Annotated in this window: 20 protein-coding genes and 1 pseudogene; 8 read left to right on the plus strand and 13 right to left on the minus strand. The window is 60.6% G+C overall.

Annotated features, from left to right (window positions below; genetic code table 11):
- Positions 1–118 precede the first annotated feature (118 nt).
- Complete coding sequence (phaR, locus tag N2A41_RS21690) at positions 119–691, plus strand: polyhydroxyalkanoate synthesis repressor PhaR (protein ID WP_003543798.1); 573 nt, start codon at positions 119–121, stop codon at positions 689–691.
- Here phaR and N2A41_RS21695 read toward each other — a convergent pair.
- The 5 genes from N2A41_RS21695 to mtgA all read right to left on the minus strand — a co-directional run bounded on the left by N2A41_RS21695 (position 686) and on the right by mtgA (position 3,796).
- Positions 686–1,093: a hypothetical protein gene (locus N2A41_RS21695; protein WP_003543801.1), complete on the minus strand. Its 408-nt coding sequence runs from the start codon at positions 1,091–1,093 to the stop codon at positions 686–688. The two genes, phaR and N2A41_RS21695, sit on opposite strands and share 6 nt — an antisense overlap.
- 145 nt (positions 1,094–1,238) lie before the next feature.
- Positions 1,239–1,424: a 50S ribosomal protein L32 gene (gene rpmF, locus N2A41_RS21700; protein WP_003543812.1), complete on the minus strand. Its 186-nt coding sequence runs from the start codon at positions 1,422–1,424 to the stop codon at positions 1,239–1,241.
- A gap of 155 nt (positions 1,425–1,579) precedes the next feature.
- The gene (locus tag N2A41_RS21705; protein ID WP_260109689.1) at positions 1,580–2,227 is read right to left on the minus strand and encodes a glutathione S-transferase family protein; all 648 of its coding nucleotides are present in this window, start codon (positions 2,225–2,227) and stop codon (positions 1,580–1,582) included.
- Positions 2,228–2,240: 13 nt separating this feature from the next.
- The gene (locus tag N2A41_RS21710) at positions 2,241–2,963 is read right to left on the minus strand and encodes a DUF1868 domain-containing protein (RefSeq protein ID WP_260109690.1); all 723 of its coding nucleotides are present in this window, start codon (positions 2,961–2,963) and stop codon (positions 2,241–2,243) included.
- Positions 2,964–3,058: 95 nt separating this feature from the next.
- On the minus strand, positions 3,059–3,796 hold the full coding sequence (gene mtgA / locus N2A41_RS21715; RefSeq protein ID WP_162115035.1) for a monofunctional biosynthetic peptidoglycan transglycosylase: 738 nt from the start codon (positions 3,794–3,796) through the stop codon (positions 3,059–3,061).
- A gap of 135 nt (positions 3,797–3,931) precedes the next feature.
- On the opposite strand from mtgA, the gene N2A41_RS21720 reads away from it, so the two are divergent.
- Entirely contained in the window at positions 3,932–4,846 is a 915-nt protein-coding gene (locus N2A41_RS21720; protein WP_260109691.1) for a polyprenyl synthetase family protein, read from the plus strand.
- A gap of 9 nt (positions 4,847–4,855) precedes the next feature.
- On the opposite strand, the gene hisC is transcribed toward N2A41_RS21720, so the two are convergent.
- From hisC to N2A41_RS21740, 4 genes are all read right to left on the minus strand, one after another.
- Positions 4,856–5,917 (minus strand): histidinol-phosphate transaminase, encoded by a 1,062-nt coding sequence (gene hisC, locus N2A41_RS21725; protein WP_260109692.1) that lies wholly within the window; start codon positions 5,915–5,917, stop codon positions 4,856–4,858.
- Positions 5,918–5,933: 16 nt separating this feature from the next.
- Entirely contained in the window at positions 5,934–7,184 is a 1,251-nt protein-coding gene (gene ispG / locus N2A41_RS21730; RefSeq protein WP_170262930.1) for a flavodoxin-dependent (E)-4-hydroxy-3-methylbut-2-enyl-diphosphate synthase, read from the minus strand.
- 96 nt (positions 7,185–7,280) lie between these two features.
- Entirely contained in the window at positions 7,281–8,471 is a 1,191-nt protein-coding gene (locus tag N2A41_RS21735) for an MFS transporter (RefSeq protein WP_170262931.1), read from the minus strand.
- Between the two features lie 63 nt (positions 8,472–8,534).
- Positions 8,535–9,311, minus strand: a complete 777-nt coding sequence (locus tag N2A41_RS21740; RefSeq protein ID WP_260109693.1) for a DeoR/GlpR family DNA-binding transcription regulator — start codon at positions 9,309–9,311, stop codon at positions 8,535–8,537.
- Between the two features lie 161 nt (positions 9,312–9,472).
- On the opposite strand from N2A41_RS21740, the pseudogene N2A41_RS21745 reads away from it, so the two are divergent.
- The 4 genes and pseudogenes from N2A41_RS21745 to N2A41_RS21760 form a co-directional block, all read left to right on the plus strand.
- Positions 9,473–9,656: pseudogene (locus N2A41_RS21745) on the plus strand (DMT family transporter); the annotation flags it as partial.
- A 150-nt stretch (positions 9,657–9,806) separates the two neighbouring features.
- Complete coding sequence (locus tag N2A41_RS21750; RefSeq protein ID WP_170262932.1) at positions 9,807–10,580, plus strand: amino acid ABC transporter substrate-binding protein; 774 nt, start codon at positions 9,807–9,809, stop codon at positions 10,578–10,580.
- A gap of 214 nt (positions 10,581–10,794) precedes the next feature.
- On the plus strand, positions 10,795–11,475 hold the full coding sequence (locus tag N2A41_RS21755; protein WP_170260791.1) for an amino acid ABC transporter permease: 681 nt from the start codon (positions 10,795–10,797) through the stop codon (positions 11,473–11,475).
- Positions 11,472–12,233 carry an amino acid ABC transporter ATP-binding protein gene (locus tag N2A41_RS21760; RefSeq protein ID WP_162115029.1) on the plus strand — a complete coding sequence of 254 codons (762 nt, stop codon included), beginning with the start codon at positions 11,472–11,474 and terminating at the stop codon, positions 12,231–12,233. Before N2A41_RS21755 ends, N2A41_RS21760 begins: the two co-directional genes overlap by 4 nt.
- Before the next feature lie 107 nt (positions 12,234–12,340).
- Here N2A41_RS21760 and N2A41_RS21765 read toward each other — a convergent pair whose 3' ends face one another.
- The 3 genes from N2A41_RS21765 to N2A41_RS21775 all read right to left on the minus strand — a co-directional run bounded on the left by N2A41_RS21765 (position 12,341) and on the right by N2A41_RS21775 (position 17,541).
- Positions 12,341–12,913 (minus strand): NADPH-dependent FMN reductase, encoded by a 573-nt coding sequence (locus tag N2A41_RS21765; protein ID WP_017966096.1) that lies wholly within the window; start codon positions 12,911–12,913, stop codon positions 12,341–12,343.
- A gap of 191 nt (positions 12,914–13,104) precedes the next feature.
- A complete protein-coding gene (gene pyc, locus N2A41_RS21770) occupies positions 13,105–16,569 on the minus strand; it encodes a pyruvate carboxylase (protein ID WP_170258201.1) in 3,465 nt (1,154 codons plus the stop codon).
- A 216-nt stretch (positions 16,570–16,785) separates the two neighbouring features.
- Entirely contained in the window at positions 16,786–17,541 is a 756-nt protein-coding gene (locus tag N2A41_RS21775) for a LuxR family transcriptional regulator (protein ID WP_170258200.1), read from the minus strand.
- 318 nt (positions 17,542–17,859) lie between these two features.
- Between N2A41_RS21775 and N2A41_RS21780 the strand changes: the two genes are divergently transcribed.
- Entirely contained in the window at positions 17,860–19,623 is a 1,764-nt protein-coding gene (locus N2A41_RS21780; RefSeq protein WP_260109694.1) for a glucan ABC transporter ATP-binding protein/ permease, read from the plus strand.
- Positions 19,624–20,064: 441 nt separating this feature from the next.
- Positions 20,065–20,415, plus strand: coding sequence for a VOC family protein (locus tag N2A41_RS21785; RefSeq protein WP_170260795.1), 351 nt, complete (start codon positions 20,065–20,067; stop codon positions 20,413–20,415).
- Positions 20,416–20,464: 49 nt separating this feature from the next.
- Here N2A41_RS21785 and N2A41_RS21790 read toward each other — a convergent pair whose 3' ends face one another.
- Positions 20,465–21,697, minus strand: a complete 1,233-nt coding sequence (locus tag N2A41_RS21790) for an OpgC family protein (RefSeq protein WP_260109695.1) — start codon at positions 21,695–21,697, stop codon at positions 20,465–20,467.
- Between the last annotated feature and the right edge of the window lie 58 nt (positions 21,698–21,755).

Raw genomic sequence — 21,755 nt, forward strand, 5'->3', positions numbered from 1 at the left:
ATCTGCTCTGTGAAAGGTTTGCCGCATCGCACAAAGAGATTGTCACCGGGCTTCTTTTGCGTTTACAGTCTCAAATGGAGGAATATCCATAAATCAGACGGGGGTCCAGGAGACTGATATGGCGAAGCATGAGGGTCAGATCGTTATCAAGAAATACGCCAATCGCCGCCTATACAACACGGGCACCAGCACCTACGTGACGCTGGAAGACCTGGCGGAGATGGTGAAGAAGGGCGAAGAATTTACCGTACAGGATGCAAAAAGCGGAGATGACATCACCCACTCGGTGCTGACCCAGATCATCTTCGAACAGGAATCGAAGACCGGCAACACGTTGCTCCCGATCTCCTTCCTGCGCCAGCTCATCACCTATTACGGCGATCAGATGCAGATGGTCGTGCCGAGCTTTCTCGAACATTCGATGCGCTCCTTCACCGAACAGCAGGCCCAGATGCGCGAGCAGGTGACCCGCGCCTTCGGCGAAACGCCGCTCGGCAAGAACCTGCAGTTGCCGATGCAGATGGTCGAGGACCATGTTCGCCGCAACACCGAGCTGTTTCAGCAGGCGATGCAGATGTTCTCGCCCTTCATGACGCCGCCCGCCAAGGAAAGCCGCAAGGCCGAGGCCAAGGATATCGACGAGCTGAAGGAACAGCTCCGCGCTCTTCAGAACAAGCTCGACAACCTATAATCCGATCGACACATCCCGCCCGGCGCTCCGGATCGACACGGCAAAACCGCCGATGACATCGATCAGAGCGATCGTCATCAAAATGAAGAACACCTGCGTCGCAGCATCCCGGACGAGCAAAAACTCAACCAGGAAGGCGATGAACACCAGCATCGACAGCATGTGGTTGACGAGATTGCCGGGGCCGGTTCTGGTGGCTTTGAGGATTTCGAAGAACAGCACGACAAGTGCGATGACGATGAAAAGATCGCCGAGCGCCATGCTCCAGATGGCGCCCGAGATCATCGACAGCACGATGATATCATGTTGCAGTGCCGGAATGCCGCCATCGCCCATCAGGCCCAGCATCGCGAGATTGTAAAGAATAAACGGGATAATCATTAGGGGCATGGCGGCTATCATCTGCAATCTCCCAGCGCATCATGGAAGAATACTGCCGCAAACCGTTGCCTGACTGCAAGTCATTGCAAATATTATATCGTCGATATGCAAAAGGCCGGCGTGACGCCGGCCTTGAAACTTCGACCGGACAAGCCGGATCGGGAAATTATGCGCTTTCCTTCGGCGTCAGAACCTGGCGGCCGCGATACATACCGGTCTTCAGGTCGATATGATGGGGGCGACGCAGTTCGCCGGAGTTCTTGTCTTCGACGTAGGTCGGAGCCTTCAGGGCGTCTGCCGAACGGCGCATACCGCGCTTGGACGGGCTTGTTTTTCTCTTCGGTACAGCCATTTCTCTTACTCCACTTGCGGGCAAAACATTCCCACGGCCAGACTGGCGGCCGAAACGGACATGTCGCGATTTCGGAATTTGGCGCGCTTATACATGCAAGGGGTGGCGTTGACCAGTCCCCATGCGTATTTTTTGCGAAGCCGATGATTCCGGGCTCAGACTTCGTCCTCCGGTACGATCCAGGGCTCGGCGCGGGCCGCCTCTTCCCATTTTCGCCAGGCCGGATGCGCCTTCATGGTCTCCATATAGGCCAGGATGTCGTTTCGCCTGACGAGATCATAGATGTCGAACCGGTTGACGACAGGTGCAAACATCGCATCCGCCCCGCTGAACGCGCCAAACAGAAACGGTCCGCCGGATTGCTGCAGGAGATCGCGCCAGATCGTCTCGATGCGGCTGGTGTCGGCGTCGACACCATCCGGCAACGCGATCTTGCCCTTTGGCCGGCGGATATTCATCGGGCAGGCGCTGCGCAGCGCCCGGAAGCTCGAGAGCATCTCCATCGAAACCGAACGGGCGAGCGCCCGCTCGGCCCGATCCCTCGGCAGAAGGCCGGCGTCCGGATAAAGTTCGGCGACATATTCGATGATTGCCAGCGATTCCCAGATCTTCAATGCGCCGTGCTTGAGAAGCGGCACCCGCCCGGTCAGCGAAACCGCCTTGATATTGGGATTGCCACCCGTATCGTCGAAGGGGATCAGGACTTCCTCGAAATCGATTCCGGCAGCCGTCAGCGCCATCCACGGCCGGAACGACCAGGAGGAATAGTTCTTGTTGGCGATGTAAAGCGTCGGTTTGTCCATGGGCCTCTCCCGTTCAGGCTTCGAAATCGAAGATCAGCAATTCGTGGAAATGGTTCATATCCTCGAACACGCAGAATGCCGGCGGTGTCAGCTCGAAAACAACCGCCTTACGGCGGATATCGTCGGCCACATCATCGAGCATCGCCTGCCAGCGCGGCAAGGCTTCATCCTCCAGCCGTTCGATCGCATAGGCGAAGGTTATATGGAACTTATAGTCCTCATGGTTCGGCTGGCGATAGCCGAGAAGATCGGCCAGGGCGCTGCGCCAGGCGCGCATGATCTTGCGGTCGTTCGCCGTCGCCCCGTCGACGAGCAGGCCCGACGGACGCGCTTCGACGATGGCGACCTTGAAGGGGTCGAACATCGAGAAACCTTCCAGCCTTGCCGCCATCAGCGCGGTCATGTCGTCGATCGGCGTATCGAGAGGGAGATCGCTTGGCCAGTAATCCTGCCGGCGCCTGGTCTCGATGACACCTTCGAAAAGCGTCATGTGAATGCTTGATATCGGCGTGAAGAGGAACTGCGGGGCCTCGGTCATCGCCAGATATTTTTCACGCGCTTCGATCAGCGCCGTCTGCGTCTGCGAGCCCTTCTCGAGATGACAGACGATGGTGTTGCCGGCTTCCGGCAGAAAGCCGCCGTGCTTGCCATAACGGCTGCCGAGATGGGCGGGCGGGGTCGGATTATGCGTCTTCGAATAGCAGAGAAGTTCGGACGAAAATGTCGTGATGGTCATGGGCGAATCGGGGCTCTGGTTGGACTGCATTCGCCCATATGGCAGAACCAAGAATGTCAGATGACACTTGCCGCTTCCAACGACCAGTTCTGATGTCAATCATAGATGCATCTGATGTAATCGCCCGAACCTTGCCCGCGTCTCTCGATGACGCCCGCGAGCCGGCGAAGGCCTCGTCCGGGCTTGCCGGCATTGCGGTCGATTGGGTTTGGCAGCGAGACGGCAAGCAGCGATGCCTGGCGCCGCGTGAGCTTCGAGGCGGGCACCTTGAAATGATGCTGGGCCGCCGCTTCGATGCCGTAGATGCCGGGACCCCATTCGGCAATGTTGAGATAAATTTCCATCAGCCGCCGTTTCGACAAGACGAAATCCGTGGTCACCGCGAGCGGAAGTTCCAGCCCCTTGCGCACGAAGGAGCGGCCGTTCCAGAGGAAGAGGTTCTTCGCCGTCTGCATTGGGATGGTACTGCCGCCGCGCGTCGCCTGACCTTTCAGCGTATCCTCGACCAGCATGCGCATTTCCGCCCAGTCGACGCCGCCGTGAAAGCAATACTGCCCGTCCTCCGACATCATCACCGACTGCACCGCAACTGGGGCGATTTTATCAAGCGATACCCATTGCCTGTCGTAACCACGCAGCAGCACGAGATCGCGCAGCATCAGCGTCGAGACGGGGTGAATGAAGGGCAACAGATAGAAAAAGATCAACGCATAGGGAAGGATCAGCACGATCAGCATGGCAACAACGATGCGTTTCAACACACGCCGGTCTTCGAACCATCGCCGACGAGCCGGCATGTCGACGCTGTCCTCTCTCTCTGGCGCTATATCCAATGTCCCCAGTCCGATTTCGCTCCTGTCGTTCTCATAACGCCTGTGCAGAGCTTATGCCAGAGTGCGTGGCAAAACTTGCTGCCGCCATCGACAATTCCGTTGCAAGCCCGGGGGCGCTCATGCCAAACAGCGCCCATGGACGCGAACCGGGACACTTTCGAGACGAGGCTGAAGAACAACGCCCGCGAGATCGAGGCGCTGCTCGACGCATTGCTTTCACCAAATGCTCTTTCCGATGAAATGGCCAGGCCCGAGACGCTGCGCGATGCCATGCACTATGCCGTGTTGAACGGCGGCAAGCGGCTGCGCCCGTTTCTCCTCGTCGAAAGTGCCGCCCTTCTCGGCGGCGACGCCGAGGCGGCACTTCGCGTCGGCGCCGCGCTCGAATGCGTCCACTGCTATTCTCTCGTGCATGACGACCTGCCGGCCATGGACGATGACGACCTGCGCCGCGGCAAACCCACGGTGCACATCAAGTTCGACGAAGCGACGGCAATCCTCGCCGGCGACAGCCTGCTGACCTATGCCTTCGACATCATCGCCGCGCCGGAAACGACCCTTGCCGATACGAGCAAGGCATCGCTGGTACTGGCCCTTGCGCGCGCAGCCGGTCTCGGCGGCATGGCCGGCGGCCAGGCGCTCGATCTCGCGGCGGAAAGGCAGGCGCCCGACGAGGCCGGCATCATCCGCCTGCAGGCGATGAAAACAGGCGCGCTGATCCGCTTCGCCTGCGAAGCCGGCGCCGTCATCTCGGCAAGCCCGCCGGACGATCGCCGCCGCCTGCGCGCCTTCGGCGAAAAGATCGGCCTTGCCTTCCAGCTTGCCGACGACATTCTCGACCTGACCTCGGATGCGGCGACCATGGGCAAGGCGACCGGCAAGGATGCGGCGCGCGGCAAGGGAACACTCGTCGCCTTGCGTGGTATGGAATGGGCCGAGAGCCAGCTCCGTGAGCACGTCCGCGATGCCGAGGCGCTGCTGGCCCCCTACGGTGCCCGCGCCTCGATCCTCATCGCTGCAGCGCATTTCATCGCCGACCGGAAGAACTGAACCCGCAGGTCAGGCTGCCAGTATCTCCTTGAGAGCCGAAACCAGGCGAGCACACTCCTCGTCCGTGCCGATGCTGATCCGCAGGAAATCCGAAATACGCGGCTTGGCGAAATGCCGGACGAGAATGCCGCGCTCCCGCAGGGCGGCTTGAAGCGCTGGCCCCGAACGGCTTTCGTGCCTCGCGAAAACGAAATTCGCCTGCGACGGCAGAACCTCAAAATCCAGCGCTTCAAGTTCCGCGACCAGGTTTTTCCGGCTGGCGATGACTTTCCCCCGGCATGTCTCGAACCATGCCTCATCCTTGATCGCCGCCGTCGCAGCAAGCTGCGCCAGGCGATCGAGCGGATAGGAATTGAAACTGTCCTTGACCCGCTCCAGCGCCTCGATCAGCGGCCGCTGTCCCAGCGCGAAGCCGATGCGCAGACCGGCAAGCGAACGGGATTTCGACAGGGTCTGGATTACCAGCAGGTTGGGATGCCTGGCTATCAGCGGGATAGCGCTTTCACCGCCGAAATCGACATAAGCCTCGTCTATGACGACGACTGCATCCGGATGGGCGGCAAGAAGTGCTTGGATACCGGCAAGCGGCAGGCCGATACCGGTCGGTGCATTCGGATTGGGGATGATGATCGCGCCGCATGGTCTGTCGTAATCTTCCAGCCGGAGCCGGAACCCATCATCAACAGGTATCTCGATCGCTTCGACGCCGTATAGCAGGCTATAGGTCGAATAGAAGGCATAGGTCACATCGGGATAGAGAAGCGGTCGCTCATGTTTCAGCAGCGCCTGGTACGCATGCGCAAGAACCTCGTCGGAGCCGTTGCCGACGAATATTTCTTCCGCCGTCAGGCCGAAACGGGCCGCGATCGTCTCGCGCAATTCGGTAGCAGTGGGGTCGGGATAGAGCCGCAGGCGATCGTCCGCCGCTTCCCGGATCGCCTCGAGTGCCATCAGGGACGGCCCGTAAGGATTTTCGTTGGTATTGAGCTTGACCATGTTCGCGATACGGGGCTGCTCGCCGGCGACATAGGGCCGAAGCTTGCTGACGATATCAGACCAGAACCGGCTCATGCGAACCTGCGGGCGCTCATTCCGCCGCCGTCCGCTGGCCGAAACGCTTCTCGATATAGTCGACGACAAGCGCTTCGAAGTCGGCGGCGATATTGGGACCGCGCAGCGTCAACGCCTTCCGGCCGTCGATGAAGACGGGGGCCGCCGGCGTCTCGCCGGTACCGGGAAGCGAAATGCCGATATCGGCATGTTTGCTTTCGCCCGGCCCATTGACGATGCAGCCCATGACGGCGACGTTCAGTGCCTCGACGCCGGGATATTTCTCGCGCCAGACCGGCATGTTCTTGCGAATGTCGTTCTGGATGTTCTGGGCAAGTTCCTGGAACACGGTCGATGTCGTGCGTCCGCAGCCCGGACAGGCCGCAACGACGGGAATGAACTGGCGGAAGCCCATGACCTGCAGGATTTCCTGCGCCACCTGGACTTCGCGCGTGCGGTCGCCGTTCGGTTCCGGCGTCAGCGACACGCGGATCGTATCGCCGATGCCGTGCTGCAGCACGAAGCCCATCGCCGCCGACGAGGCGACGATGCCCTTGGTGCCCATGCCGGCCTCCGTCAGACCGAGATGCAGCGCGTGATTGGAGCGTTCGGCAAGCATGGAATTGACGGCGATCAGGTCCTGCACCTGGCTGACCTTCGCCGACAGGATGATGCGGTTGCGCGGCAGGCCGATCTCTTCGGCAAGGGCTGCCGAAAGCAGCGCCGACTGCACGATCGCCTCCCGCGTCACCTGCCGGGCCGAAAGCGGCGATCCGGCTTCGGCGTTCCGGTCCATCAGCGCCGTCAACAGCTCTTGATCGAGCGAACCCCAGTTGACGCCGATACGCACCGGCTTGTCATAGCGGATCGCCATCTCGATGATCTCGGCGAACTGCTTGTCCTTCTTGTCCTTGAAGCCGACATTGCCGGGATTGATGCGGTATTTCGCCAATGCCGCGGCACAATCAGGATGATCGGCGAGCAGCTTGTGACCGATATAGTGGAAGTCGCCGATCAAAGGCACGTCCATGCCGAGGCGCAGCAGCCGCTCGCGGATCTTCGGCACGGCGGCCGCACTCTCGTCGCGGTCGACGGTAATGCGCACCAGCTCCGAACCCGCCCGGTGGAGAGCGGCGACCTGCGCGACGGTGGAATCGATATCGGCCGTATCGGTATTCGTCATGGATTGCACGACGACCGGCGCCCCGCCGCCGACGATGACGCCGCCGACATCGACGGCAACGGAAGTGCGGCGCGGTTTCGGATCAAAATCGGCGGCTGAAGACATGGAGAGTTCTTGCACCCCTAAAAACAGTGCTTTTCAGGTGGATCAAGGCCGGCTGCTTGTCAACCGCCCCTGATATCACTTTTGTTGGGAGGCGGCTCAGTGACCGCCCCTGGAGGTCTCATCGGCATAATGGGCTAGGTTAGACAGCAGCAAAACGACGAGCAGCAGCAACGGCAGCGCCATGAAAACGACGGCAAAGCCGATATGCTCGGCGACGAAGCCGATCAACGATGGCGCAACCAGCATGCCGGAATAGCCAACGGTCGTGACCACCGAGATACCGATGCCAGGCTTGAGGCCGGGTATATTGCCCGCCGCCGAAAAGGCGATCGGCACCATGTTGGAAATGCCGATACCGCAACAGGCAAAGCCGAGGATGGCAAGCTCGGCATTGGGCGCCAAGCCTGCAAGCAGCATGCCGACAATGGCAAACAGCGTACAGATGCGCAACGTCTTGACGCCGCCGAGACGGTCGCGCACCAGGTCGCCGCCAAAGCGCATGATGGCCATGGTCGCCGAAAAGGCTGCGAAGCCAAGACCGGATAGTGCCACGGATGCATCCATTTCCTGCCGGAGATAGAGCGCGCCCCAGTCGAGAACCGCGCCTTCCGGCACCATCGAGAACAGCGCCATCAATCCAAGCAGCCACGGCAGCGGCACCATCGGCAGCTTCGTCTTTTCCTTCTTGGTATCGGGATGCGGCGGATCCGCAAGGATCATCGGCCATGCCAGAGCAAGGAAGATTGCCGCCAGCACGGTCGCCAGTTGCGCATGGCCGAGCACGCCGAGCTTGGAAATCACGATGCCGCCGAGACCTGAGCCGATCAGTCCGCCAAGGCTCCAGAAAGCGTGGCAGGACGACATGATGGCGCGGCGCATGGACTTCTCGACCGAGACCGCATTGGCATTCATTGCCACATCCATTGCGCCGATAAGGCCGCCGAACAGGAAGAGCGAAATTGCCCCGGTCAGCACATTTGGCGCGAGCGTCAATGCCAGCAGCAACGGCAGCATGCAGACAGCCAGTACCTGAACGACGATACGCGAGCCGTGTTTGGCGATCTGTGCACCGGCGATCGGCATCATGACCAGCGAGCCGACGCCGAAAACGAGGATCATCAACCCAAGCTCGAACTTGGTCAGCGCCAGACGCTCGGCAAAATCCGGGATCTTCGGCGCCCAGCAGCCGACGACAAAACCGTTCATGAGAAAGAGCAGGGAAACCGCCGCCCTGCTTCTGGTAATGAAGCCGCTTCGGGCTCCCGGCATACTCACGTGACTATCCATTTCCGGTCTTTCCTCATTGCCGGGCTTGCTTGGCCCGGTTTCCCAAAACTCTGTGATGGCGCCTCAGTTCGCTTTCTCGGCGAGAACAGTCCTGCATCCGCGCTCGCGGTAACCGGCAAGAACGGCCGGATCGGCATCGTGCTCGACGACCAAGCATTCGCAATGCGCAACCGGCAGTATGCTATGGGGGGCAGCAGTGCCGAATTTCTCCGAGGTTGCGGCCACCAGCACCCTTTTGCTCCTGGATGTTGCAAACCGCTTGAACTCCGCATCCTCGAAGCCGAACACCGTGATGCCGGCCTCGAGATCGACGCCGCAGGCGCCGAGAATGCAGAGATCGGGCGAGATCTGCTCCATATCCCGCAACGCCTTAGCGCCGAGCGAACCGCCCGTGTGCCGGTCCACCATTCCGCCGATCAGGATGACGTTGACAGCCGGCTTGTCGATCAGCGCCGCGGCAATCGCCGGCGCGTTCGTTGCAGCCGTCAGTGCTAGGTCGGCCGGCAACGCATTGGCAATCGCCAGATTGGTGCTGCCCGCGTCGAAGAACACTGTCGAGCCGGCGGCAATCTGCTTTGCCGCAGCGCGCCCCAGCGCCTGTTTCCGGTCAGCGGCAAAGCCGATGCGCTGCGACAGGCTTCCACGCGCCGGTGAGACCGGCAATGCGCCGCCATAGACCCGCTCGCAGAGCCCTGCTGCCGCCATCTCGCGCAGATCCCGCCGTACGGTGTCCTCGGAGACACCGAATTCGAGCGCAAGCTCCGTCGCCAGCACGCGGCCATTCAGCCGCAGCCTCTCGGAAATCACGCCTTGGCGCTCTCGCAACAGAAAATCCTGCATGTTCCTACCGAATCGAGATCCTATAAAACCGAGAACGTGCATAAACGCTTATGATCATGCAGGCAATATACACGGACACACGTTTTCTGACGTTCGGAAACAAAGCTGCACTAACAGAGCGAACATGCCCTATTGACCGAGGCGGGAAAATCGATTGGTCATTCCGATTTTTCGAAGGCATACGTTAGGCGCCCGTCTCCGTGCCCGCGTCATTCGAATATAGCTCTCCGGTCTGGGCTTGCTTCCTGGGTTGTCTGGGCCGGCATCCCGACACAGAATGTGGTCGCCGGCGCCGGATTGATCATCATCGTCAGCGAAAGGCTGCGCCGCCGCATCGCCGCTTGATGCCTATTTCTGCCGGATTCATGGTTCGAGTGGCCGTTTGAGAAAAATATTTGCAGTTGCTGCTTTTATTCGCAGTTTTCTACGCTTCCGGCGCCATAATTTTCTGCCAACTATCCCCATCCGAAACACCTCCCAAGGATGGATGAAACAATGAACTGGTTGAAAACCGTCGCCGCCGCTGCGCTCATTCAGGCTGCGGCCCTCCTGCCCGCCCATGCCGGTGAAAACCTCGCCGCCATCAAATCGGCCGGCGTCTTCAAGATCGGCACCGAAGGCACCTATGCGCCCTTCACCTATCATGACGAAAGCGGCAAGCTCGTCGGCTTCGATGTCGAGATCGGCGAAGCGATCGCCGCCAAGCTCGGCGTCAAGGCCGAATTCGTCGAAGGCAAGTGGGATGGCCTTATCGCCGGCCTCGACGCCAAGCGCTACGACACGGTTATCAACCAGGTCGGCATCACCGAAGCCCGCAAGCAGAAGTATGATTTCTCCGAGCCCTATATCGCCTCCAAGGCCGTGTTGATCGCCCGCGAAGGCGACGACAGCATCAAGTCCTTCGCCGACTTGAAGGGCAAGAAGGCCGCCCAGTCGCTGACCAGCAACTTCGGCAAGCTCGCAACCGAAGCCGGTGCCGAGCTCGTCGGCACCGACGGTTTTGATCAATCGATCCAGCTCGTGCTGACCAAACGCGCCGACGCCACGATCAACGACAGCCTCTCCTTCCTCGATTTCAAGAAGCACAAGCCGGACGCGCCGGTGAAGATCGTCGCCGAGCAGGAAAATGCCGACTACTCCGGCGTCATCATCCGCAAGAACGAGCCCGAGCTTCTCGCCGAAATCGACAAGGCGCTTGCCGACATCAAGGCCGACGGCACTTACAAGAAGATCGCCGACAAATATTTCGGCCAGGATGTTTCCAAGTAAGTTCAACTGAAGAAAGAGTCCCCTTCCCAGCCCCTCCCCACAAAGGGGGAGGGGCTTAGCCGGCGGACCGCCTCATCTCCAGATAATCGTTTCGGCCGGCCGCCCGGTCGTTATTTCTTGCGAGGCGGCACCTAGATAAGTCCCTCCCCCTTGTGGGGAGGGGTTGGGGAGGGGTATTCGGGTATCACGACCCAACCGACGAGAGAGAACTCCCTTGGCGCACTGGCTCCAACTGATGGCGGAATCGCTGCCCTCGCTCCTGTGGGCGGGGCTGATCTTCACCATTCCGCTGACCCTGCTATCCTTCGTCTTCGGCCTGGCCCTCGGGCTCGCCACCGCGATCGCCCGGCTCTTCGGGCCGATGCCGCTTTCGGCCATCGCGCGCTTCTATGTCTGGGTCATCCGCGGCACGCCGCTGCTCGTACAGCTCTTCGTCATCTTCTACGGCCTGCCGAGCCTCGGCATCCTGCTCGATGCCTTCCCGGCCGCCCTCATCGGCTTCACGCTGAATATCGGCGCCTACAGCTCCGAGATCATCCGTGCTGTCATTTCCTCGGTGCCGAAGGGCCAATGGGAGGCCGCCTATTCGATCGGCATGAGCTGGCGCCAGTCAATGAGCCGCACCATCCTGCCGCAGGCGGCTCGCGTCGCCGTGCCGCCATTGTCGAACACCTTCATCTCGCTGGTCAAAGATACCTCGCTTGCCGCGGCCATCACCGTGCCCGAGCTTTTCCAGGCAGCGCAGCGCATCGTCGCCACCACCTATGAGCCGCTGATCCTCTATATCGAGGCGGCGCTGATCTATCTCGTCCTGAGCTCCGTCCTCTCGCAGCTGCAGGTGCGGCTGGAACGCCGCTTCGCGCGTTATGGCGGCATGCTGGAGGCAAATGCATGATCGAGCTTTCCAACATCGAAAAGCGCTTCGGCGACGCCATCATCCTCAAGGATATCAGTCTCCGCATCCCCGAAGGCAGCGTCACCGCGCTCGTCGGGCCTTCCGGCGGCGGCAAGAGCACGCTGCTGCGCTGCATCAACCTGCTCGAAATTCCGACCGCCGGCTCGATCCGCCTCGGAGAGGAAAAGCTGGCCTTTGCGCCAGGCAAACGAACGAGCTGGCAGGCGATCCAGAAGATCCGCCGCCAGACCGGTATGGTCTTTCAGAACTTCCAGCTATTCCCGCATCAGACCGCGATCGAGAACGTCATGGAGGGCTTGGTGACGGTGTTGAGATGGCCGAGGGAAAAGGCCCGCGAGCGTGCGATGGAATTGCTGACCAAGGTCGGCATGACGCACAAGGCCGACGCCTGGCCTTCGACGCTGTCGGGCGGCCAGCAGCAGCGCGTCGCGATCGCCCGCGCACTGGCGCCGTCGCCGCGCGTGCTTCTCTGTGACGAGCCGACATCCGCCCTCGATCCCGAGCTTTCCGCCGAAGTGGTCGATGTGCTGGGCCAACTTGCCAGCGAGGGCACGACGATGGTGATGGCGACCCACGATCTCCGGCTCGCCTCCAAGATCGCCAATGACGTGGTTTTCCTGGAAGCCGGCAGCGTGGTGGAAACGGGCAGCGCCAGGGCTATCTTCAGTGCGCCGGAGCGCGAGCGCACCAAACGCTTCATCTCGACGATCAACGCCGCCCATACGTACGATATCTGAGCTAGACCATGATGCGGAAAAGTGTGAGCGGTTTTCGGACGACTTCATGCTCTATTTCTTTGATCTAATGCCGGGATGCGAACATCCCGGCATTGCTGGAATTCCACTCAGGAGGCGGTGACGACGGCCCGCGCCGCCTTCAGCGCATTACCCCACCAGGTGAGCTGGTCGAGCTGGTTCTTCGCCGCTTCGTTGAGATGCGCGTAATCGCTGAGGCTCTTGCCATCCTTGAGGACGCCGAGATATTCACCAAGCGCGATATGCACGCCGGTTTTCACCGACGTCGCACCCATTTCCACGAAGATCAGACGAAGGTGCTCGACCGCGCGTGCGCCGCCGACGCCGCCGTAGCCGACGAAGCCGACCGGCTTCTGGATAAATTCGCCGAGATCGATGGCGTTCTTCAGAACGGCCGTCGGAGCGTGATTGTACTCGGCAGCGGTGAAGATGAAGCCGTCGAATTCACGCAGCTTCTTTTTCCAGCGCTCTGCCGTCTCGCTTTCAGCGGTCGTCGCACGCTGCTCACCGAAAAAATGCATGGGGTAGTCGAGCAGGTCGAGAACCTCGACCTCGATGTCCTGCCGCTCAGCGGCGATAGCGGCAATCCACTTGGCCGGATGCTCGGCAAAACGGCCAATACGCGTGCTGCCGACGATGACGGCAATTTTCAACTTGCTCATGGATATTGTTTCCTGGATTGGTCTTGGGGCGGGTGATGGAAGGCCAAGTTTAGGAGAAAGCCCCCGCGCCGGGCAAGGCGCGGAGGCTGCTAACTATCAGCTTTTTGACAGGCCGATCATACACGATCGGGTGAATGAGCCAGGTTCGCAAAGACGCTGAAGGCGCCTTTTTAACAATGGCCAGCTGCCCTTCAGCCTGCGTAGACGACGAGCAGGTCCTTGGCGTCGATCTGATCGCCGGCCCGCACCAGCACCTCGGAAATCGTGCCGTCCTTTTCCGCATGCAGCGCCGTTTCCATCTTCATCGCCTCGATCGAAACGAGCACGTCGCCGGCATTGACGGCCTGGCCGGGCGAGACGAAGACGCGGCTGATGACACCCGGCATCGGCGCACCGACGTGAACGGCATTGCCCGGTTCGGCCTTGCGGCGGACGGCGGTCCCTGTCGCCCCATGGGCCCGGTCCGGCACCTTGATGCGGCGCGGCTGGCCGTTGAGCTCGAAGAAGATGGTCACCATGCCCTGGCTGTCGGTGGCGCTCATCGCCTGGTTGACGATGACGAGCGTCTTGCCGCGCTCGATGTCGGCAAACAGTTCCTCGCCGTCCTTGAGACCGTAGAAATAGGCGGGCGTCGGCAGCACCGAGACCGGGCCGTAGGTATCGGAGGCGAGCGCGAAGTCGGTGAAGACTTTCGGATACATCAGGTAGGAAGCGAATTCGAAGTCGCTGATCTCGCGCTCGAGCTTCGTCTCGATGACTTTACGCTCCGCATCGAGATCGGCCTCCTTGAGCAGCGAGCCGGGACGCACGGTATAGGGCTTGTCGCCCTTCAGCGCCTTCTTCTGCAGCGCTTCAGGCCATCCTGACGGCGGCTGGCCGAGATCGCCCTTCAGCATCGAGACCACCGATTCCGGCAAGGAGACTTCCTTGTCGGGGCTGACGACATCGGCAACCGTCAAGTCCTGGGATACCATCATCAGCGCCATGTCGCCGACGACCTTGGAAGACGGCGTCACCTTGACGATATCGCCGAACATCTGGTTGGCGTCTGCATAGGCCTGCGCCACCTGATGCCAACGGGTCTCGAGGCCGAGCGAGCGGGCTTGTTCCTTGAGGTTGGTGAACTGGCCACCCGGCATTTCATGCAGATAGACTTCGGATGCCGGACCCTTCAGATCGCTTTCGAAGGCGGCATACTGATTGCGCGCCGCTTCCCAATAGAAGGAAACGCGGCGGATCCATTGCGGATCGAGGCCCGGATCGCGCTCCGTACCGCGCAACGCCTCGACGATCGAGCCGAGACAGGGCTGCGAGGTATTGCCGGAAAGCGCATCCATGGCGGCGTCGACGGCATCGACGCCGGCATCGACGGCGGCAAGAACGGTCGCGGCCGCAATCCCTGAGGTATCATGCGTGTGGAAATGGATCGGCAGGCTGGTCGCCTCGCGCAGTGCTTTGAACAGAACCTTCGCAGCCGCAGGCTTGAGGAGGCCTGCCATATCCTTGAGTGCGATGATATGCGCGCCGGCCTTCTCGAGCTCGACCGCAAGGTTGGTATAGTATTTCAGATCGTATTTCGGACGGGCCGAGTTCAGGATATCGCCGGTATAGCAGATCGCCGCCTCGCAGAGCTTGTTCTCCTCGGCAATGGCATCCATCGAGACGCGCATGTTCTCGACCCAGTTCAGGCAATCGAACACCCGGAAGAGATCGATGCCGCCCCTGGCCGCCTGGCGGACGAAATACTTGACGACATTGTCGGGATAATTGGTGTAGCCGACGCCGTTGGCGCCGCGCAGCAGCATCTGCAGCAGGAGGTTCGGCGCGCCCTCGCGGATCAGCGCCAGGCGCTCCCACGGGTCCTCGGTCAGAAAACGCATGGAGACGTCGAAGGTCGCGCCGCCCCAGCATTCAAGCGACAGCAGGTTCGGCAGCGCGTGCGCATAGGTTCCGGCAATGCGGGCGATGTCATAGGTGCGCATGCGGGTGGCGAGCAGCGACTGGTGGCCATCGCGCATCGTCGTGTCGGTCAAAAGCACACGCTTCTCGTTGCGCATCCATTCGCCGAATTTCTTCGGGCCGAGCGTGTCGAGGAGCTGCTTCGTGCCGTCCTTGACCGTATTGCCGTTGGCGTAGGGGACCACCGGCTCGGCCGCATTTTCCAGCGGCCTCGGCCTGTCCTTGGCTTCGGGGTGACCATTGACGGTGACGTCTGCGAGATAGGTCAGGAGCTTCGTGGCGCGGTCCTGGCGCTTCACCTGCTGGAAGAGTTCCGGCGTCGTGTCGATGAAGCGTGTCGTGTAGCTGTTGTCCCTGAACTTTGGATGGCCGATGATCGCTTCGAGGAAGGTCAGGTTGGTTGCCACGCCGCGAATACGGAATTCGCGCAGCGCCCGGTCCATGCGGGCGATTGCTTCGGAAGGATTGGGCGCCCATGCCGTGACCTTGACGAGAAGCGGATCGTAAAAGCGGGTGATGATGGCGCCCGAATAGGAAGTGCCGCCATCGAGGCGGATGCCGAAACCAGACGCTGACCGATAGGCAGTGATACGGCCGTAATCCGGAATGAAGTTATGCTCCGGATCTTCCGTGGTGATGCGGCATTGTAGCGCATGGCCGTTGAGGCGGATATCTTCCTGGCGCGGCACGCCCGATTCCGGCGTGCCGATCGCAAAGCCGTCGAGGATGTGGATCTGCGCCTTGACGATGTCGATGCCGGTGACGACTTCGGTCACTGTATGCTCGACCTGGATGCGCGGATTGACCTCGATGAAGTAGAATTTTCCGGTATCGGCATCCATCAGATATTCGACGGTACCGGCGCCGATATAATTGGTCGCGGCCGCGATCTTCAGCGAATAGGCGGCGAGTTCCTGGCGCTGCGCTTCCGAGAGGTAGGGCGCCGGGGCGCGCTCGACAACCTTCTGGTTGCGGCGCTGGATCGAGCAGTCACGCTCGAAGAGATGCACGACATTGCCATGCGTATCGCCGAGAACCTGGCTTTCGACATGGCGGGCACGCTCGACGAGCTTTTCCAGATAGACCTCATCCTTGCCGAAGGCGGCCATCGCCTCGCGTTTGGCCTCCGTCACCTCGCGGGCGAGATCCTTCGGATCGCGGATCGCGCGCATGCCGCGCCCGCCGCCGCCCCAGGAAGCCTTCAGCATGACGGGATAACCGATCCCTTCCGCCATCTTCGCCACTTCCGCCATGTCCTCCGGCAGAGGCCCGGTGGCCGGCACCACAGGAACGCCGACCGAGATTGCCAGGTTGCGCGCTGCGACCTTGTTGCCGAGCTGGCGCATCGTATCAGCCCTTGGGCCGATGAAGATGATACCGGCCTTGTTGCAGGCATCGACGAATTCGGGGCTTTCCGACAGCAGGCCATAGCCGGGATGAATGGCATCGGCGCCGGAGAGTTTCGCAACGCGGATCACCTCCTCGATCGACAGATAGCTCTCGATCGGACCCATGTCCTTGGAAAGATGCGGGCCGCGGCCGACCTGGTAGCTCTCGTCCGCCTTGAAGCGGTGCAGCGCCAGCTTGTCCTCTTCCGCCCAGATTGCCACCGTTTTTATTCCAAGTTCGTTGGCCGCACGGAACACGCGAATGGCAATTTCAGAGCGATTGGCAACGAGAATCTTGGAAATGGGCAAAACGGTCTCCTCGGACGTTCAGACGCGGGCATGCTGCACCCGCGAAGGAAATTCTTAACTTCTTGTCACAGAAAGTTCAATTTATCTTGCGACTGCGAAATGCAATTTTTCGACATTCTGGAGCAACTCCAGAAAAAGTGCGAAGCGGTTTTCCGTCCGGAGTTGCATCAAAATAAAAACCAGAGCAATTCCGCTTCGATGAGAGGCGGAATTGCTCTAACTTATCAGTCCATGACGGAAGGCAATCGCCACCGCCTGCTGCCTGTTTTTCGCCTTCAGCTTGTTCTGCAGGCCGTTCATATACCAGTCGACCGTGTGGTTTGAGATCTTCAGCACCTTGCTGATCTCCATCGACGTCATGCCTTCGGCGAGATAATGCAGGATTTCCATCTCGCGCCGCGTCAGCGGCGTATCGGCCGGCAACACGGTTTCCAGCGCCGGCGCCTCGCCTTTCAGATCGAGCAGCCGCCAGAAGGCTTTGCGCGCCACCGCCTCCAACAGTGCGATCTCCACCGGCGACAACTCGATCGGCTTGCCGGCGAGACTGAGGCTGGCGAGAATGCCGTTACGTCCGTGGATCGGAAAGATGTAGCCATCCTCCATTCCATGCCCGAAGGCATCGACCATCATCTGCTCCATGCGGCGCTGATGCGCATCCTTGTGGAAGGCCGCCATTGCCTCCCGCCAGCGGTAAGGCCGCTGCGCATGAGCGAGATAGCGCACCATCGGATCAATCAGAGCATATTTTTTCGCAGTGTATATTTGCGGCCATTGTTCCGGCCAGCGGCCGGCAAGCGCCGCAGCCCAGGGCTCTGGGTTCTGCTGCACCGGGTTCCGCGGCGCATGGCGCAGCAGACCGTAATATTCGAAGCCGCAACCGTGGAGGATCTGCTCCAGTTCGGTGACGACAGCTTCAGGATTTGAGCATTCTTCCAGAATTACAAGCAATTGAATTAACAAATTAATATTCACAAAAATGCCCCTTGCCCGGACCTGATGCCCGCCTGAGGCCGTCGGCGGCTGGTCAAACTGGTCGCGAAACGGTCTTCAATAAATGCAGTCTGTAATTTAATGCTGTGCTAAATATTGAATAAAATGCAAGTGCAAATTGCTGCGAGATATAGCCGGACGGCAATTTCGACGCCACGGCCATCCCGTCGCGTCCTGCGACAGTACCATCGTGTCAGTCATCACATCGACTGAACCCCGAATACTCCGTTAATCGCCCGTTCAGGTAGCCTTTTGTAGCATCGCATCATCCCGTTTTCGCAGATGCACAAGAGGTTCGACGTGACGCTATTTAAGGTCTATGCAAGGGCTCTGCGCTATCTTGGCGTCTACAAGCTGCGCGTATCCCTGGTCGTTGTCGCAAACATTGTTCTTGCGACGATTACCATCGCGGAGCCGATCCTGTTCGGTCGCATTATCGATGCGATTTCGGGCAAGGGCGAGGTCAAGCCCATCCTCTTCATGTGGGCGACTTTCGCCGTCTTCAACACCATTGCCTTCGTCCTGGTGGCCCGCGAGGCCGACCGGCTGGCCCATGGCCGGCGGGCGACGCTGTTGACGGAAGCCTTCGGCCGCATCATTTCCATGCCGCTTGGCTGGCACCATCAGCGCGGTACCTCCAACGCGCTGCATACATTGCTGCGCGCCTGCGAAACGCTGTTCGGCCTCTGGCTGGAATTCATGCGCAACCACCTGTCGACGGTCATCGCGCTTGCCCTTCTGGTGCCGACAGCGATGTCGATGGACCTGCGCCTTTCCGCCGTGCTTATGGTGCTCGCCATTGGCTACTGGCTGATCGGCCGCGTCGTCATGAGCCGCACCAAGGACGGCCAGGCTTCGGTCGAGAACCATTATCACACCGTCTTCTCGCATGTCAGCGACTCGATCAGCAACGTTTCGGTCCTGCACAGCTACAACCGCATCGAAGCCGAAACCCGAGCGCTGAAATCCTTCGCCGACCGTCTGCTCGAAGCTCAGTATCCGGTGCTCGACTGGTGGGCGATCGCCAGCGCACTGAACCGCATGGCGTCGACCATCGCGATGATGGTGGTCCTGATCATCGGCACCATGCTCGTCCAGGCCGGCCAGCTGCGTGTTGGCGACGTCATCGCCTTCATCGGCTTTGCCAACCTGTTGATCGGCCGTCTCGACTTGATGCGCCAGTTCGCGACGCAGATTTTCGAGGCCCGCTCCAAGCTCGAGGACTTCTATACGCTTGAAGACTCGGTGCGTGAACGTGAAGAGCCAGCCGGCAACGGCGAGATCAAGGACGTCAAGGGCGCGATCGAATTCCGCGACGTCTCCTTCGGCTTCGGCAACAGCTCACAGGGCCTGCACAATGTTTCCTTCTCGGTGAAGGCAGGCCAGACGGTCGCGATCGTCGGCCCGACCGGCGCCGGCAAGACGACGCTCGTTAACCTGCTGCAGCGTGTCTACGATGCCCAGGGCGGCAAGATCCTCGTCGACGGCACCGATATCACCAAGGTGACCCGCAAGTCGCTGCGTCGCCACATCGCTACCGTCTTCCAGGATGCGGGCCTGTTGAACCGTTCGATCAGCGACAATATCCGCCTTGGCCGCGAAGGCGCCAGTGAAGAGGAAATGCGCCGTGCAGCCGAAGCCGCCGCCGCTGCCGACTTCATCGAAACCCGCGAGGATCGCTACGATACGCATGTCGGTGAACGAGGCAACAAGCTCTCCGGCGGCGAGCGCCAGCGCATCGCGATTGCCCGCGCCATCCTCAAGGACGCACCGATCCTGGTGCTCGACGAGGCGACCTCGGCGCTCGACGTCGAGACCGAGGCCCGCGTCAAGGCCGCGATCGACAATCTGCGTGAGAATCGCACTACCTTCATCATCGCCCACCGCCTGTCGACGGTCCGCGAAGCCGATATGGTGCTCTTCCTGGATGACGGCCGTGTCGTCGAACAGGGCAGCTTCGACGAGCTCAGCCACAGCAACGGCCGCTTCGCCGCCCTGCTGCGCGCCAGCGGCATCCTGACGGATGAAGAGGTCCGCAAGGCCCACACCACCGAAGCTGCCTGATCGTTCGGGTTTCAAGATAAAGGCCGGAAGGTAGCTCCTTCCGGCCTTTTTTGTTTGCCTGGGTTAGGCGGCTGCATCGAACTGCATTCAAGATGCCACGCCTTAAGACTTTGCTTTCTCCCAATACCGCTGTGGACGATATGCATTGCAGTGTGCCGTGAGGCCACCCCCTCTGCCCTGCCGGGCATCTCCCCCACAAGGAGGGAGATCGGCTGGGCGCGATGGTTTCCCCAACCACTGACCAACTGATGTTCCGCACCGTAGTAGAGAGAGATTGAGGGCCTAACCACTGGCCAATCTCCCCACTTGTGGGGGAGATGCCCGGCAGGGCAGAGGGGGATGCCACACGCCGTCACGTCGCCATTTCAAGCCAAACCCCAATTGACCACCGTGCCCATGTTCCTACCTTCCGCCTTGTCACCAAGCATCGGGAGGAAGCCCATGAAGGTCCTGCGCATCGTCGCCAATATCCAGGCACCGGATATCACGCCGGCCCGGCGCTTCTATCAGGATATCCTCGCTCTTGACGTCATCATGAATCACGGCTGGATCGCGACCTTCGGTGCCGCAAGGCCGATGAACGTCCAGCTGAGCATCGCCAGCGAAGGCGGCTCCGGGACGCCGGTTCCTGATCTTTCGATCGAGGTTGATGATCTCGATACGGCTTTCGAAGCGATGTCGGCTGCCGGTTTTCCGATCGAGTACGGCCCGGCCGACGAGCCTTGGGGCGTCAGGCGCTTTTATGTCCGCGATCCCTTCGGCAAGCTCGTGAACATCCTCATTCACAATTGAGCCGGCGGCCATCGGCCGCCGGCTCCTCCATGTCGGGCAAATCCGGGCCCTATTTCCGATCGTTCCGGCGATAGGCATTTGCCGCCCCGCCGATGCGGACGGGAACGGGGATGGTATCGGCGACAAGTTTCCCCTTGACCTTGCCCTGCTGGCGCTTGCGCTCGAGATAATAGGCATAGGCGAATTGTGTCGCGACTCCAGCGATCACGAAGAGCGGACCGACCAGTTGGTCCTTGTTGGTGATGTAGAGCACCACCTGGCCGACCATGGCGAGGATCGTGCCGGCAACGAAAATGTTCAGCGAGTGGCGGCCGAGGATCGTCAGCGGATGGTCCGCAGGACGGCGCAGGATACGCGAGAGTGCCGGGATGCTGATAACGAGATAAGTCAGCGCCAGCACATGTAGCAGCCGCGGCAGCGACAGGAAGGTCTTGTCGAAACCGGTGATGACGGGCGGCAGGCCAAGGGCTGCCAGCGAGTTGCCGAAAATCCAGAGATGGCCGGTCACCCAGATGAAGGACGAGATGACGTAACCGGCAGCGGTCGCCAGCAGCAACGGATGCTGCGGGATCGAGCCGCCGCGCTTGATATGCAGCATCGAGACGATGCCGATCGAAAACAAGAACTGCCAGGAGAGCGGATTGAGGAACCAGTAGCCCTCGATCAGCATGTTGTACGGCGCCACCTCGTAGATGCCCGCAAGCAGCCAGACCGTGCCCGAGACGCCGAGCGCCAGCCATGGGCTGCGCGCATTCAAGAGCAGGATGATCGGCACCATCAGCATCAGCGCCCCGTACATCGGCAGGATATTGTTGTAGCCGATCTGGTGGCCGAGCAGGAGCAGCGCCGGAATGCCTTCCTTCAGGTTCATCAGAACCGCCAGAATATTGATTTCGACCAGCAACCCCGGCCGATGGAACAGCCAGGCACCGCAGATGAAGAGCGCCAGCGTCATGAAGGTGGTGATCATGTGGGCGAGATAGAGCGTGAAGGCGCGCTTTGCCGCCTTGATCGCCACCGTGAGCCGGTTGCCCGGCTGGAAGCGGCCCCCATAGGCAAGGCCGACGGCAATGCCCGAAATCAGCACGAAGGCTTCGGCGGCATCGGAGAAGCCGAAATTCTTCGTCGTCACATATTCGAAGATCTGTCCGGGAACATGATTGATGAAGATCATGATCAGGGCCACGCCGCGCAAGACGTCGAGCCTCGTATCACGTACTGGCGCAACTGCGGATAGGGAACTGCGCCCCGTGGCGATGGCTTCGGTCGGCGTGCTTGCCATGGGTCTCTCCTTATTATCCGGTTTGCAAACGCGACGACGGCCAAAAGGGTTCCCTTTT

Origin of the sequence: Rhizobium sp. SRDI969 (assembly GCF_025152725.1) — a bacterium.
GTDB lineage: Bacteria > Pseudomonadota > Alphaproteobacteria > Rhizobiales > Rhizobiaceae > Rhizobium > Rhizobium leguminosarum_I.

Excerpts from the sequence above, each read along its gene's own strand:
- phaR (WP_003543798.1), top strand. The coding sequence starts at position 119 with ATGGCGAAGCATGAGGGTCAGATCGTTATCAAGAAATACGCCAATCGC.
- N2A41_RS21695 (WP_003543801.1), bottom strand. The coding sequence starts at position 1,093 with ATGATAGCCGCCATGCCCCTAATGATTATCCCGTTTATTCTTTACAAT.
- rpmF (WP_003543812.1), bottom strand. The coding sequence starts at position 1,424 with ATGGCTGTACCGAAGAGAAAAACAAGCCCGTCCAAGCGCGGTATGCGC.
- N2A41_RS21705 (WP_260109689.1), bottom strand. The coding sequence starts at position 2,227 with ATGGACAAACCGACGCTTTACATCGCCAACAAGAACTATTCCTCCTGG.
- N2A41_RS21710 (WP_260109690.1), bottom strand. The coding sequence starts at position 2,963 with ATGACCATCACGACATTTTCGTCCGAACTTCTCTGCTATTCGAAGACG.
- N2A41_RS21720 (WP_260109691.1), top strand. The coding sequence starts at position 3,932 with ATGGACGCGAACCGGGACACTTTCGAGACGAGGCTGAAGAACAACGCC.
- hisC (WP_260109692.1), bottom strand. The coding sequence starts at position 5,917 with ATGAGCCGGTTCTGGTCTGATATCGTCAGCAAGCTTCGGCCCTATGTC.
- ispG (WP_170262930.1), bottom strand. The coding sequence starts at position 7,184 with ATGTCTTCAGCCGCCGATTTTGATCCGAAACCGCGCCGCACTTCCGTT.
- N2A41_RS21735 (WP_170262931.1), bottom strand. The coding sequence starts at position 8,471 with ATGGATAGTCACGTGAGTATGCCGGGAGCCCGAAGCGGCTTCATTACC.
- N2A41_RS21740 (WP_260109693.1), bottom strand. The coding sequence starts at position 9,311 with ATGCAGGATTTTCTGTTGCGAGAGCGCCAAGGCGTGATTTCCGAGAGG.
- N2A41_RS21750 (WP_170262932.1), top strand. The coding sequence starts at position 9,807 with ATGAACTGGTTGAAAACCGTCGCCGCCGCTGCGCTCATTCAGGCTGCG.
- N2A41_RS21760 (WP_162115029.1), top strand. The coding sequence starts at position 11,472 with ATGATCGAGCTTTCCAACATCGAAAAGCGCTTCGGCGACGCCATCATC.
- N2A41_RS21765 (WP_017966096.1), bottom strand. The coding sequence starts at position 12,913 with ATGAGCAAGTTGAAAATTGCCGTCATCGTCGGCAGCACGCGTATTGGC.
- N2A41_RS21785 (WP_170260795.1), top strand. The coding sequence starts at position 20,065 with ATGAAGGTCCTGCGCATCGTCGCCAATATCCAGGCACCGGATATCACG.
- N2A41_RS21790 (WP_260109695.1), bottom strand. The coding sequence starts at position 21,697 with ATGGCAAGCACGCCGACCGAAGCCATCGCCACGGGGCGCAGTTCCCTA.